The 13,500-nt window shown below is 45.9% G+C and carries 11 protein-coding genes and 1 pseudogene; 5 read left to right on the top strand and 7 right to left on the bottom strand.

The window, feature by feature from the left end; genetic code table 11:
- Nucleotides 1-74 precede the first annotated feature (74 nt).
- Complete coding sequence (locus tag ACESTD_RS07650) at nucleotides 75-956, top strand: alpha/beta hydrolase (RefSeq protein ID WP_373158744.1); 882 nt, start codon at nucleotides 75-77, stop codon at nucleotides 954-956.
- A gap of 421 nt (nucleotides 957-1,377) precedes the next feature.
- Here ACESTD_RS07650 and ACESTD_RS07645 read toward each other — a convergent pair whose 3' ends face one another.
- The gene (locus tag ACESTD_RS07645; protein WP_005833165.1) at nucleotides 1,378-1,815 is read right to left on the bottom strand and encodes a PepSY-like domain-containing protein; all 438 of its coding nucleotides are present in this window, start codon (nucleotides 1,813-1,815) and stop codon (nucleotides 1,378-1,380) included.
- A gap of 202 nt (nucleotides 1,816-2,017) precedes the next feature.
- Here ACESTD_RS07645 and ACESTD_RS07640 point away from each other — a divergent pair, with 202 nt between their 5' ends.
- Nucleotides 2,018-2,644 carry a hypothetical protein gene (locus tag ACESTD_RS07640; RefSeq protein ID WP_329779473.1) on the top strand — a complete coding sequence of 209 codons (627 nt, stop codon included), beginning with the start codon at nucleotides 2,018-2,020 and terminating at the stop codon, nucleotides 2,642-2,644.
- A gap of 55 nt (nucleotides 2,645-2,699) precedes the next feature.
- Here the strand turns inward: ACESTD_RS07640 and ACESTD_RS07635 are convergent, their stop codons facing one another.
- The 5 genes from ACESTD_RS07635 to ACESTD_RS07615 all read right to left on the bottom strand — a co-directional run bounded on the left by ACESTD_RS07635 (nucleotide 2,700) and on the right by ACESTD_RS07615 (nucleotide 8,298).
- Complete coding sequence (locus ACESTD_RS07635; protein ID WP_272195648.1) at nucleotides 2,700-3,455, bottom strand: HAD family hydrolase; 756 nt, start codon at nucleotides 3,453-3,455, stop codon at nucleotides 2,700-2,702.
- Between the two features lie 130 nt (nucleotides 3,456-3,585).
- Complete coding sequence (locus ACESTD_RS07630; protein WP_005827213.1) at nucleotides 3,586-4,923, bottom strand: glucose-6-phosphate isomerase; 1,338 nt, start codon at nucleotides 4,921-4,923, stop codon at nucleotides 3,586-3,588.
- 48 nt (nucleotides 4,924-4,971) lie between these two features.
- Nucleotides 4,972-5,967 (bottom strand): NAD(P)H-dependent glycerol-3-phosphate dehydrogenase, encoded by a 996-nt coding sequence (locus ACESTD_RS07625; protein ID WP_009037944.1) that lies wholly within the window; start codon nucleotides 5,965-5,967, stop codon nucleotides 4,972-4,974.
- Between the two features lie 98 nt (nucleotides 5,968-6,065).
- Complete coding sequence (lysS, locus tag ACESTD_RS07620) at nucleotides 6,066-7,796, bottom strand: lysine--tRNA ligase (RefSeq protein ID WP_005827209.1); 1,731 nt, start codon at nucleotides 7,794-7,796, stop codon at nucleotides 6,066-6,068.
- A 94-nt stretch (nucleotides 7,797-7,890) separates the two neighbouring features.
- Nucleotides 7,891-8,298, bottom strand: coding sequence for an HU family DNA-binding protein (locus ACESTD_RS07615; RefSeq protein WP_022401428.1), 408 nt, complete (start codon nucleotides 8,296-8,298; stop codon nucleotides 7,891-7,893).
- Between the two features lie 257 nt (nucleotides 8,299-8,555).
- Here ACESTD_RS07615 and ACESTD_RS07610 point away from each other — a divergent pair, with 257 nt between their 5' ends.
- Nucleotides 8,556-9,908 carry an MATE family efflux transporter gene (locus ACESTD_RS07610; RefSeq protein WP_022401429.1) on the top strand — a complete coding sequence of 451 codons (1,353 nt, stop codon included), beginning with the start codon at nucleotides 8,556-8,558 and terminating at the stop codon, nucleotides 9,906-9,908.
- A 104-nt stretch (nucleotides 9,909-10,012) separates the two neighbouring features.
- A complete protein-coding gene (locus ACESTD_RS07605; protein ID WP_373158745.1) occupies nucleotides 10,013-10,642 on the top strand; it encodes an AAA family ATPase in 630 nt (209 codons plus the stop codon).
- A 76-nt stretch (nucleotides 10,643-10,718) separates the two neighbouring features.
- On the opposite strand, the gene ACESTD_RS07600 is transcribed toward ACESTD_RS07605, so the two are convergent.
- Nucleotides 10,719-12,380, bottom strand: a complete 1,662-nt coding sequence (locus ACESTD_RS07600) for a putative transporter (RefSeq protein ID WP_005827199.1) — start codon at nucleotides 12,378-12,380, stop codon at nucleotides 10,719-10,721.
- A gap of 441 nt (nucleotides 12,381-12,821) precedes the next feature.
- On the opposite strand from ACESTD_RS07600, the pseudogene ACESTD_RS07595 reads away from it, so the two are divergent.
- Nucleotides 12,822-13,424 (top strand): annotated as a pseudogene (locus ACESTD_RS07595) (phage integrase SAM-like domain-containing protein); the annotation flags it as partial.
- Between the last annotated feature and the right edge of the window lie 76 nt (nucleotides 13,425-13,500).

Raw genomic sequence — 13,500 nt, 5'->3', positions numbered from 1 at the left:
TGAGAATACCTAAAAATAGGGATAGGTAGTCAACTTATTTTCTGCGAACTTTGCAGACTGAAAAAAGAATTGAAATGAGAAGCCTGCATATTCTGTTCATATTGGTAGTTGTCACTTGGCTCGGTTTTCCGCTGAGAGCGCAAGAAGCTATTTATATCGGGACTCGCCACACTTTGTTTTCGCATGTCTTGAATGAGGCTAGAGAATATTGGGTGTATGTACCTGCAACCCGCCCGGGTGAAAAGGAGGAAAGTTATCCGGTTCTTTATTTGCTGGACGGTGATTCTTTTTTTCATTCGGTGGTAGGTTTTACTCGCTTGTTTTCCACCTCCAAAGTTTCTTCCTTACCGCCCTGTATCGTTGTGGCTGTCCTGAATACAAACAGAACCAGAGACTTTACGCCAACCTGTTCCGCTGCCCGGCGTGACGGAACTGTCCGTCCGGGCGATAAACCGGAAGGGGGTGGGGCAGGACAATTTTGCCGTTTTCTGACGGAGGAGCTACGCCTCGCAGTGGAACAAGACTTGCCGGTGAATGGACAACACTTGTTGGCTGGACATTCTTATGCCGGGTTGTTCACGCTGCATGTTTTGCTGAATTATCCCGGTGCATTTGATACATACATCGCCATAGACCCCAGTTTATGGTGGGATAAAGGATATTTTCAGAAACAGGTAGAACGGCAGGTAGATAAGGTTGACTTTTCAGGAAAGCAACTGTATGTTGCGTTTGCCACTCAGCCGCGTCTTGATAGGAAGCTGATCCACTTTCCCCTGACAGATGATTTTATAGGGAGTGCAGTTCCTCGTATGGAGAAGCGGCATTTGCGGGTGGTATCAAAAAAGTTCCCGGAAGAGACGCATGGAACGGTTGCTCTTCCGGGATTTTATGACGGACTGAAAACGTTGTTCTTCCGTTCTGCGGTTGGAATTTCTCTGCCGAACGAACCTCTCTGAAAAAAAATCTATTTTTCAGTAAGCTGAATGATATGCGCCATTGTACTAAGGGGACTACCTATACCATGGTGAGGTCTGCCAAAATCCTAAAAGCGTCATAGCCTGAGTCGCCTTCCGGCAGGAAGCGCCGAGAAGCGCCGTTTCCTTATAAATCAGTATTTTCAGCTCCGGAGAAGGTTGAGTGTCCTTCTCCGGACACACTGATTAAAAAACTGCAAAAGTGCAGCCGGGGCTTCGTTGACTCCGGGCAATTGGAATAGTAGTACAACTACTGTTGTACAATGAGCGCAGCACCATATGCCCTGCTACCGTACGGAAGTGCATAAAAAAACAGTTGCCTGGAGAAACCCTCTCCAAGCAACTGTTTTCAGCTTCTTGATACTTAACTTTATAATCTACATATTCTAAATCTTTCTTGTCATCAATCGTCAATGTCAATCACCCTCATTTTAGAGTCAAATGTAATTTCCCAACGATTAGACAACTTTATCTCATACTCATTGTCATCGTACTCAATCTGAAGAATTCTTGCATCCGGATAATTGGTCTTTACATAGTTACGTATCGCTTCCGGTACAATCTGTGCAGGAACTTCACTTTGTCTGCATCGTACCTCCTTCCATTCTCCCGATTTATCAAATTCTACCTTCTCCCCATTCGTGAACACCACATCATAGCTTTTATAAAACATTCCCGACTCCAATTTAGCCATTGCCACCTTATGGTCTTTAAAATAAGTCTTGATAAATGTCTGCGCCTTCGCCGGCAACTGGCTCACCTCTATCGGCTTATCATTATCTGCCATTACCATTGTGTGCACTGCAAACATACAAACCAACATCATAACTAACTTTTTCATACTTTTCTATTTTTAATAATTAATACTTTATTTGTTTTCTGTATTGCAAAGATGGGAAGGAAATCTGGAAAGAATTGGGAAAAAAACTCTATTTTTGGAAATGAAAAAAAATCTATTTTTGAAAATGGGTGTTGCGGCTCTTCACCTATGAATTTTTGTTTGCAATGAATATTATTTAAAGACACAATAGACTATTATGGCTATGAAAATATTAAATCAGTTTATCGATGATTTTGTAGGTGTTTTCCAATATCGGTTTATGGATACCTTTCAATATTTTAAAGAAAGGAAGAAAAGTAAATATTTGGGAGATAGATTTGAGGAATGGGTTGTGAAGAACTCTAATATTAGTAAAGAGGGTTATCCGGACCTCTGTGACAAGAAAACATTTTGGCGGCTTTTAGATTGGAGAGGTGATAAATACATTGAGGGTTATAGACCTCTGTCTTCATCATCTCCGGATTTGTTGATGGAGTGTGTTACCACTACGAGTACCATTCATGAAGTTGGAGATATTATAGCTGTAGAATGTAAATGGCGAAGTAAGATAGGTTTTTATCTCGATATAAAAGACATTGAAAAGTACGAAAGGTATATGAACTCTAATCTGTTGAACCGTCCGATAAAAAACTTGTTTTATGTTTTTGGCTTTGGATGGTGTGGTGACAGTCCGGAATCTGTTTATGTAGTTCCTGCCAGAGAATTGTACGATTATGATAAAGATACCTGTAGAATAACGTTCCCTATTAAAGAAACCGAGAAGGAGAAAATGGGTAGATTGGAGCGCTTTAAGAAGAAAGACAATAGATGCCTTCTGTATATCAAGTAATGGTATTACTTGGTTATATAAACTCCAATCAACTGTTATATTGTTTGGGTCGCCGTCAATCTTTGTGGCGAAGGCTATTACTGGCATCTAATGCGGTTTGCAACCTTTCCCAGTCGTCACAAAGCGCCTGCATGGACGGAAACAATAAATCTGCTCCGGCATCCAGTAATACCTGCCTGTCCAGCGGACCGGTATTGACTGCTACAGTGAATATGCCTGCTGCTGTTCCGGCTTGTACTCCGATAGGTGCATTTTCTATAACTATAGCTTCATTGGCTTGTACTCCGGCTTTTTCCAGTCCCATCAAATAAGGCTCAGGATGGGGCTTCCCGTATTTCACATCAAAGGCGGTCACCATGTGGTCGCGCTGAAACATACCGGGGAAGTTGTGGACAAGGCGGTTCAGCAGGGAGTGTTGGCCCGAACCGGTGACAAGTACCGGAATAAGTCCTGCCGCTTTTACCTTTTGCAGTACTTCCCAAGCACCCGGCATACGTTCCGGTTCCGGGTGGGTACTGAATTCGGCGCTTTTCTCTGCATAGATGCTTTCTATCATTTCGGGAGTGGCATCCTTGCCATACTGGCGTTGATAAACGATGTTGATGGTGGAGGCTCCGGTACGTCCCTCGTGCATGTATGCCTCTTCACGGCTCAAGTGCAGGCCATGACGTTCCATTACTTTATGCCAGGCATCGGCATGGTAGGGCATGGAGTTGAACAGTACGCCGTCCATGTCAAAAAGAACTGCTTTCAATTGGATGTTGGGATGCCCGTGCTTTTCCAGATAACGGGCGATAGAGTTTTCGAACACTTGGTAGATTGAGGATTAAAAATTAAGAAATGCGGGGTAAATACATTGAGAGTTGAAAATTGAGAAACGGCTGTACAACAAGCGCAATGAAAAGCCGTTTCCCGATTTTCAACTCTCAATTCTTAATTTATCAGAGTCTTGCCTGGATAGCTTTGGACTCTTCTTCGTAGCCGGGCTTGTTCAGTAATGCAAACATATTCTTCTTGTATGCTTCCACACCCGGTTGGTTGAACGGATTGACTCCCAAAATATAACCGCTGATACCGCAAGCTATTTCAAAGAAGTAGAGCAGACCTCCGATGCTTTCTTCATTCAGTGCAGGGATAACGATGCGCATGTTGGGTACGCCGCCGTCAACGTGGGCAAGCTGTGTTCCCAATTCAGCCATTTTGTTCACTTCGTCTACGTGCTTGCCTGCCAGGAAGTTCAGTCCGTCGAGGTTGGCTTCGTCCGAAGGTACTTGCAGGGAGTGCTGTGTCTTCTCCACGGAGATGACAGTTTCGTAGATGGTACGTTCGCCTTCCTGAATCCATTGTCCCATGGAGTGCAGGTCGGTGGAGAAATCTACGGCAGCAGGGAAGATACCCTTGTTTTCTTTACCTTCGGATTCACCATAAAGCTGCTTCCACCATTCGCTTACGTAGTGCAGTTTGGGATTGTAGTTTACGAGGATTTCAATTTTCTTACCGTTCTTGTAGAGCTCGTTACGCGTAGCTGCATAGATGGCAGCAGGATTTTCTGCAAACGGAACATCTTTTCCACAAGCCTTTTCCATGGCAACTGCACCTGCAACCAGTTTCTCAATGTCGAAACCTGCTATTGCGATGGGCAGCAAGCCTACCGGAGTCAGTACGGAGAAACGTCCGCCCACGTTATCGGGGATGATGAAGGATTTGTAGCCTTCGTTGTCGGCCGTTACGCGGGCAGCGCCCTTTTTGGCATCGGTGATGGCAACGATAACCTTCTTTGCCATATCCTTGCCGCGTTGGTCTTCGCATTGCTTTTTCAACAGACGGAACGCCAAGGCCGTTTCAGTGGTAGTACCGGATTTGGAGATGTTGATAACACCGAATTTCTTGTCTTTCAAGTATTCGGTGAGTTCATATAGATAATCTTCACCGATATTGTGTCCTGCATACAGAATGACCGGAGCCGTTTTCTTGTCTTGCAACCAAGTGAAGCTGTTTGACAAAGCCTCTATCACCGCACGTGCACCGAGGTAACTTCCGCCAATACCGGCAACTACTACTACCTCGCAGTTGTCACGCAACGTCTGTGCGGTAGCCTTTAGGTCGGCCAGGTGCTCTTTAGTGATGGAAGAGGGGAGGTGCAGCCAGCCTAAGAAGTCGTTGCCCTTACCGGTACCATTCTCTAATGCTTCCTGTGCAGCCTTTACTTGGGCTTCATAGGCGAAAACGTTTTCTTTGGAGATGAATCCAAGAGTCTTTTCAATGTTCAAACTAATCATAATATTCTAGGTTTTAAATTCAGTATTTCGTTTTATCTTTTTTCGCGCTTACCGGAATGAATCGGTAAGCAGCTTGATTTCAATCGTCGGCGAGATACGCTCATACAGAATGTTGTATACTGCATCTACAATAGGCATGTTGACATGATAATGCTTGTTGATTTCCTTGATACATTTTGTACCGTAATATCCTTCAGCAATCATTTCCATCTCAATCTGCGCGCTTTTTACGGAGTATCCCTTGCCAATCATCGTACCGAATGTGCGGTTGCGGCTGAAATTAGAATATCCCGTCACCAGCAGGTCACCTAAATAAACGGAATCACTTACGTTTCTGTTCAGCGGATGTACCGTTTGCAGGAATCTGTTCATTTCCTGTATGGCATTGGACATGAGCACAGCCTGAAAGTTGTCGCCATATTTCAGACCGCTGCAAATACCGGCTGCAATGGCATATACATTTTTCAGCACCGAACTGTATTCAATGCCGGCAACGTCATTACTGACAGAGGTCTTGATGAATGAACTGGCCAGTTTGCGGGCAATGGTGCAAGCCTTGTCGGTGTCGGGACAAGCAATGGTCAAATAAGAAAGGCGTTCCAGAGCCACTTCTTCCGCATGGCAGGGACCTGCCAATACAGCAATATTCTCAGCCGGGACGCCATATTCCTTAGTGAAATATTCCGAGACAATCAAGTTGTCATCGGGCACAATACCTTTAATGGCAGTGATGATGAATTTATCCTTAATCTTAGTCTTCAGTTTCTTCAAGTGAACCTTCAGATAAGGGGAAGGTGTAACGAAGATGAGCGTATCAGATTCTTTCACGACATCATTGATGTTGGAGTTGAAGTTGATACGCTTGGTATCAAACTTGACGCCCGTCAGGTAGGCAGGGTTATGACCAAGCCGTTTGAAGTCGGCAATACGGTCATCGCGTCGCATGTACCAATTTATAGACTCCGCTTGTGACAGAACCATTTTTGCAATGGCAGTTGCCCAACTTCCTCCGCCCATGATGGCTATCTTACCGGGTAGTTTCATATCGAAATTAATAATTAAAAATTAAAAATTAAAAGAGGGGAAAGGAGTACCTTCACCCTCCTCTTATCTTTAATCTTGCCTATTTAATTCTTTAATTTTTAATTCTTAATTCTTCCGACCCAGTCAGCAACTTCGTTTACGGTCGGGTTTGCCAGTTCCAATTTATATTTTTTGTTGATACCGCAGATGTCCATGTGGAGCTTTTGCGGATTCACATCTTTCATGTCACTCACCAGGTTGTAGCCGGCCTTCTGGATTACGGCTACCCAATCTTCTGGGATGCCCAGTTCCGTGTATCGTGCAGGAGCATCTTTGGGGATAACCTTTTCCGGACGCATCTGCGGGAAGAAAAGCACTTCCTGAATAAAGGATTCGCCCGTCATCAACATGGTCAGACGGTCGATGCCGATGCCGATGCCCGATGTGGGAGGCATACCGTATTGCAATGCTTTCAGGAAGTCCTGGTCGATGAACATCGCTTCGTCGTCTCCCTTTTCGCTCAAGCGAAGCTGGTCTTTGAAGCGTTCTTCCTGGTCTATCGGGTCGTTCAGCTCGCTGTAAGCGTTGGCAAGTTCCTTGCCGTTCACCATCAGTTCGAAGCGTTCGGTCAGTCCCGGCTTGCTGCGGTGCATCTTGGTCAGCGGGCTCATCTCTACGGGATAGTCGGTGATGAAAGTGGGCTGTATGAAAGTTCCTTCGCAGAATTCGCCGAAGATTTCATCAATCAGCTTACCCTTGCCCATGGTGTCGTCAATCTCCATATTCAGTTCCTTGCACACCTGGCGGATTTCGTCCTCGCTCTTTCCTTCGAGGTCGTATCCGGTCTTTTCCTTGATGGCTTCCAGGATGGGCAGACGGCGGTAGGGAGCTTTGAAGCTGATGGTCTTGCCGTCTATCTCGGTTTCTGTACAGCCGTTTACGGCGATACAGATGCGTTCCAGCAATTTCTCCGTAAAGCTCATCATCCAGTTGTAGTCCTTGTACTGCACGTACAGCTCCATACAAGTGAATTCCGGGTTATGGTTCTTGTCCATACCCTCGTTACGGAAGTTCTTGCCTATTTCATATACACCTTCGAATCCGCCCACAATCAGTCGCTTCAAGTAAAGCTCGGTGGCGATACGCAGGTAGAGGTCCATATCCAGAGAGTTATGGTGGGTGATGAACGGACGGGCGCTTGCTCCACCGGGGATGGATTGAAGAATCGGCGTCTCCACTTCCGTGTAGCCGGCTTCATCCAGCACGGCACGCATGGTCTTGATGACGGTGGCACGCTTCAGGAATTTTTCTTTCACGCCGTCGTTTACGATAAGGTCTACATAACGCTGACGGTAGCGCAGTTCGGGGTCCTCGAAAGAGTCGTAAGCCACACCATCCTTATATTTCACGATAGGCAGGGGCTTGATGCTCTTTGCAAGTACGGTCAGCTTCTTGGCATGGATGCTGATTTCGCCCATCTGGGTACGGAATACGAATCCTTCGATACCGATGAAGTCGCCTAAATCGAGCAAACGTTTGAACACGGTGTTGTACATCTCCTTGTCCTCGTCCGGGCAGATGTCATCGCGGGTGATATATACCTGGATGCGTCCTTTGGAGTCCTGCAATTCGATGAAAGATGCTTTACCCATGATACGGCGGCTCATGATACGTCCGGCAACGGACACTTGGCGAGGCTCTGCATCGTCGTTGAATTCAGCTTTAATATCGGTAGAGAAAGCATTTGTTACATACTCTGCTGCGGGATAAGGCTCAATGCCCATCGCGCGAAGTTCATTCATGCTGTTGCGACGAATGATTTCTTGTTCACTTAGTTCTAATACGTTCATTTCGCTATATTTCACTCAATTTGGGTACAAAAGTACGAAACATTTTTCAGATAGCGAACCTTTTTCCTTGAAATATAGGGAACGGGGAGTGACATTAATCCTCTCCTTCGGCATCTACCCATTCGATATGCGGGGAGAGGAGGGTGCGTTCCGTCACTTGTCCGCATTGCCCGCGGTAGTATTCGGGGATGAAGCGTATCTGCACCGCAGTGATTTGCGCCGGACTCACTTCTTCTGGGGTGTCTACCCCGGTGCCTTCCGAACGGCAGGTGTAGTAGAACGTCCCGATGCCCTTGAGCTTTACGGAGTGTCCCGAGCTCATCAGCTTGCCCAGCACTTCACCAAGGTTCATTAATACTGCATAGGTATCTCCCGGGGTTACCGTAGACATTTCCGACAATAATCGGGCTATTTCATCCGTTGTATAGGGATGTCCTTTGGTGACGGCTCTTGGGTGCCATTTGTCGTCGCCTTTCTGTTTTACTTTCTTATAGAATGCCATGGGGGCTTGTTGTTATTATGTGTCCGGCTCAACCGGTAGGTCAGGCATGGTTCATACGGTATGAATGTGCCAATCATACGGTATGATTATATCAATCATACGGTATGATTATGGTAATCATATCTTATGATTTATCATTGAATCGCAAAGATAGCATAAATCATCCGCATAGTGTGCAGGTTTAAGGTGTTTTTTCTGCTGTTCTGTTTAAAAAAAAGAGTACTTTTGCACCCGCTAAAAAGAAATAGGTATATAATATGGCAGGACAAAAGACTCCCACGGCGTTGGGGACGGAAAGTATAGGTAAACTCTTGATGCAATATGCCGTTCCGGCAATCATCGCAATGACGGCATCTTCTTTATATAATATGGTAGACAGTATCTTCATCGGTCACGGCGTTGGGACGATGGCTATTTCGGGATTGGCGTTGACTTTCCCGTTGATGAATCTGGCTGCGGCGTTCGGCTCGCTGGTGGGTGTGGGAGCCTCTACACTGATTTCCGTCAAGCTGGGGCAGAGGGATTATGACACGGCACAGCGTGTGCTGGGCAATGTCTTTGTGCTGAACATGGTGCTGGGAGTGGCCTTTACCATCATTGTCATGCTCTTTCTCGACCCGATTCTCTATTTCTTCGGAGGCAGTGACCAGACGGTGGGCTACGCCAGGGATTATATGCAGATTATCCTTTTGGGAAATGCCGTTACGCACCTCTATCTGGGGCTGAATGCAGTGCTACGCTCTTCAGGGCATCCGCAGAAGGCGATGTATGCCACCATAGCCACGGTGGTTATCAATACCATACTCGACCCGGTGTTTATCTATGGTTTCGGCTGGGGCATACGTGGCGCTGCCGTCGCTACCATTGTGGCGCAAGTCATCTCTTTGACGTGGCAGTTCAAGCTTTTCAGCAATAAGGACGAGCTGTTGCATTTCCACCGGGGGATATTCCGTCTGAAACGTAAGATTGTATTCGATTCGCTTGCTATCGGCATGTCTCCTTTCCTGATGAACCTGGCAGCCTGCTTCATCGTTATCATTATCAATCAGGGGTTGAAGAAGTATGGCGGCGACTTGGCTATCGGGGCTTTCGGCATCGTGAACCGTCTGGTTTTCATTGTAGTGATGATTGTGATGGGGCTGAATCAGGGAATGCAGCCTATTGCCGGATATAACTTTGGGGCGAAGCTGTACGGACGGGTGAACAAGGTGCTGAGACTGACGATAATCTATGCCACGGCAGTGACCACTTTCGGCTTTCTGGTCGGTATGCTGGTGCCGGACCTGGTGGTGGGCATCTTTACATCGGATGCGGAACTGACAGAGCTTTCGGTCACGGGACTGCGTATTACGGTAATGTTCTTCCCGATTATTGGTTTCCAGATGGTGACTTCCAACTTTTTCCAGAGCATAGGCATGGCAGGCAAAGCGATATTCCTTTCCCTCACCCGGCAGATGCTGATCCTGCTTCCTTGCCTGCTTGTCCTGCCGCAGTTTTTCGGAGTGGCAGGAGTGTGGTACAGCATGCCGGTATCCGATTTGCTTGCAAGTTTGATAGCATTGGTGATGTTGGTTTGTCAATTCCGCAAATTCAGAACCTCTCCCTTGTAGGGATGGGTCGGGGGAGAGGCTTTGAATTTTTCTTCCTACTTTCTGCAGATATTCCGTAAGAATATTTATATTTGCTATCTGCAAACCAATAGATGAACAAGCGTATGGGCAATAATTTTATAATCAATATAGGCCGTCAACTGGGCAGTGGCGGACGGGAGATAGGCGAGAAACTGGCTGCCCGTCTGGGTATTGACTTTTATGATAAGGAACTGATTAGGTTGGCTTCTGAAGAGAGTGGACTGTGTTGTGAGTTTTTTGAGAAAGCTGATGAGAAAGCTTCACAAGGTATTATTGGAGGGCTCTTCGGCATGCGTTTCCCTTTTGTCAGTGACGGGGCTATCCCAGCCACGAATTGCTTGAGTAATGATGCTCTGTTCAAAGTGCAGAGTGACGTGATACGCAGATTGGCGGAGGAGAAGTCCTGCTTGTTTGTGGGGCGTTGTGCCGATTACATCCTGCGAGAACATCCACGCTGTGTCAATGTCTTCATTTCCTGCTCCAATGAGGAGCGCATCAAGCGTATTTGCCGAATGTATTCCATTACTGAGCGTGAAGCGGAGGAGATGATGAACAAAGCGGACAAGAAGCGTGCCGAATACTATAACTACTACAGCTACAAAAAATGGGGATCTGCCGAAACATACCACTTGTGTATCGATTCTTCCGTATTGGGTATTGAAGCTACGGTGGACTTTATAGAAGAGTTCGTCAAGAAGAAGCTGAAACTTTAAGGAATTAAAATTAAAGGCTGCGCAATGTTGGTTTAACCCAACTACGCAGCCTTTAATTTTAATTCCTTAATTCCTCCTACATCATTGTCAGTAATATCATCTGTCCCGCCAGAATACGCAGGAACATTGTCAATGGATATACCGTGGAGTAACCTACTGCCGGAGCATCATTGCCTGATGTCTGATTGGCGTATGCCAATGCGGGAGGGTCTGTGTTGCTACCTGCTATCAAACCCATCAGGGTGAAGTAGTTCACTTTGCAGTAGAAACGGGCTATCATACCGATTATCAACAAGGGGATAACAGTTATCAGGAATCCATAGCCTACATACAGTAATCCGCTACCTTCTACTACTGTTTGTACAAAATGCTCACCAGCTTCTATACCGACACTGGCAAGGAAGAGCACGATACCGATTTCACGCAACATCAAGTTGGCACTCATGGTGGTGTACGTCACAAGATGCATTTTGTGACCGAAACGTCCGATGAGGATGGCAACTACCAGCGGACCACCAGCAAGACCTAACTTAACCGGTGTCGGCATACCCGGGAATGCAATAGGGAGGCTTCCCAGCAGGATTCCCAAAAAGATTCCCACAAAAATAGTTACGATATTCGGAGTGTCCAAACGTTTCAACTGATTACCCAATACGCCGGCTACACGTTCTACGGCATCCTGCTGGCCTACCACCATTACACGGTCACCTACCTGAAGTACCAGATTGGGATCGGCAAACAAGTCCATACCCGAACGGTTGATACGGGTTACATTTACACCGTACATGCTGCGGAAGTGGAGGCTTCCCAGTTTCTTGCCATTGATTTCAGATTTAGTGACGAGGATACGGCGGGAAACCATCGGAGTGTCCTGTTTTTCCCAGTCTACGTGTATTTCTTTTCCGATAAAGGCGGTTACCGCTTCGGCATCTTCTTCGGAACATACGATGAAGAGCTGGTCTCCTACGTGGAATATTGTTTCATGATTGGGGATACTGACGTGCCCCTCGTGGCGTATGCGCGAACATACAAACGGGCGTCCCAGAAAATCCTTTATCTGGAGCAGGGTCTTTCCGGAAATTGATTCATTGCGTACCTCGAGGTGAAGCATGTGCGGCTGATGCTTTACATCTGCTTCCTGCGTATTGAGTTCCTGTTCCTCCTTCTTGAGGTTCACCCGGCAAATATAGCGGATGGCTATGATGGAACCTATGATACCTACCACACCAAGCGGATAGGCGCAGGCATATCCCAATGCAATGGGGTCTCCCGTATAGTTTATCTGGTTCAAGGCTTCTTGTGCGGCACCCAGACCCGGAGTATTGGTTACGGCACCATAGAGAATACCTACTATCATTGGCAGGTCTATCCCTCCGTCAATGAAGTAGATGCTCAATGCTACTGCGATATTCAGCAACACGATACCGACAGCAAGCATGTTCAGCCGCATACCCCCTTTCTTAAAGGAAGAAAAAAAGGAGGGCCCGACTTGCAGACCGATGCAGAATACAAATAAAATCAAACCGAATTCGCGGATAAAATGCAAAATGTGTGTTTCGCCCGTGAAGCCAAAATGGCCCATCAGGATACCGGCAAAGAGGACGAATGTAACCCCCAACGATACCCCGAAAATCTTAATCTTACCCAGCAATACGCCCACAGATATTACGAATGCATACAAACAAACGATGTGAGCGACAGATGAAGAGTCCCATAGCAAGCTTTCTAACCAATTCATAGTACCTATTAATATGTCGTTTTTTAAAATTTCGCGCAAAAATACTTAATAAAAAGGAGGTGGCAAAGGCTTTGTGGTACTTTTTGCTATATCAACTTTGCAAAAGTAGAGTATGCTTCCGGTGAATACGCTGAATCCGTATGGGCACGGAGTCATCTGTTAGTGCAATTTTCTCTAAAAATTACGGTTCTCGGAGCAAAAAAAGCGAATATTGGCGTTAAGAACTGAGCTATAACGCATTAAGTTGAGAAGTCTGGAAACGGGAACAATGGCAATAATGCAAGGAAATGAGGGGTAATGAAGGCGGACAGTTTGCAAATCATTACCCGATAATGAGGTAAAGTTTTTCTTTGTGTCGTCACGTTTCATCGTTCTGCATCATTTTGTATATCAATGTATAACTCGCTGATAACTAATTTTGTAACCAAAAAAGATTAGATTATGCGAAGTACATTTAAGGTGCTGTTCTACGTGAACGGAAGCAAGGAGAAAAACGGTATTGTTCCCATTATGGGACGAGTGACAATCAACGGCTCAGTAGCCCAATTCAGTTGCAAGCAGAGCATCCACAAAGACCTTTGGGATGTGAAAGGCAACAGAGCCAAAGGCAAGAGCAAGGAAGCAAGGGAACTCAATCTTGCTTTGGATAATATCAAGGCTCAAATCATCAAATACTATCAACGCATTTCAGACCGTGAGGCATTTGTAACCGCTGAAATGGTACGCAATGCCTATCAAGGTATAGGTACGGAGTATGAAACCCTGCTCCGAGCATTTGACAAGGAGAACGAAGCCTTTGCCAAACGAGTTGGCAAAGATCGTTCTTTGCGTACATATCAAAAGTATCTCACCGTAAGGAAATATCTTGCAGAATTTATTAAGGTACACTATAAGCGTACAGATATTGCTATGAATGAACTTACTGAGGATTTCATTCGTGATTATTGTTTGTATCTGAGAAACGAAGTCGGACTTGCTCAATCCTCGGTGTGGATATACTCCATACCATTGAAGCATATTGTAACCACTGCTCACTATAATGGTGGAAAATCCAGTGTAAGCTGCCCCCTAAAACCAGGCGATTCTGCCCCCTTAAAACATTCAACAATGCCCCCTTAAA

The sequence above is a fragment of the Bacteroides sp. AR20 genome, assembly GCF_964250605.1.
Taxonomy (GTDB): Bacteria; Bacteroidota; Bacteroidia; order Bacteroidales; family Bacteroidaceae; genus Bacteroides; species Bacteroides uniformis.
The sequence above is the reverse complement of the archived record's forward strand: the minus strand, read 5'-3'. Positions and strand labels throughout refer to the sequence as shown.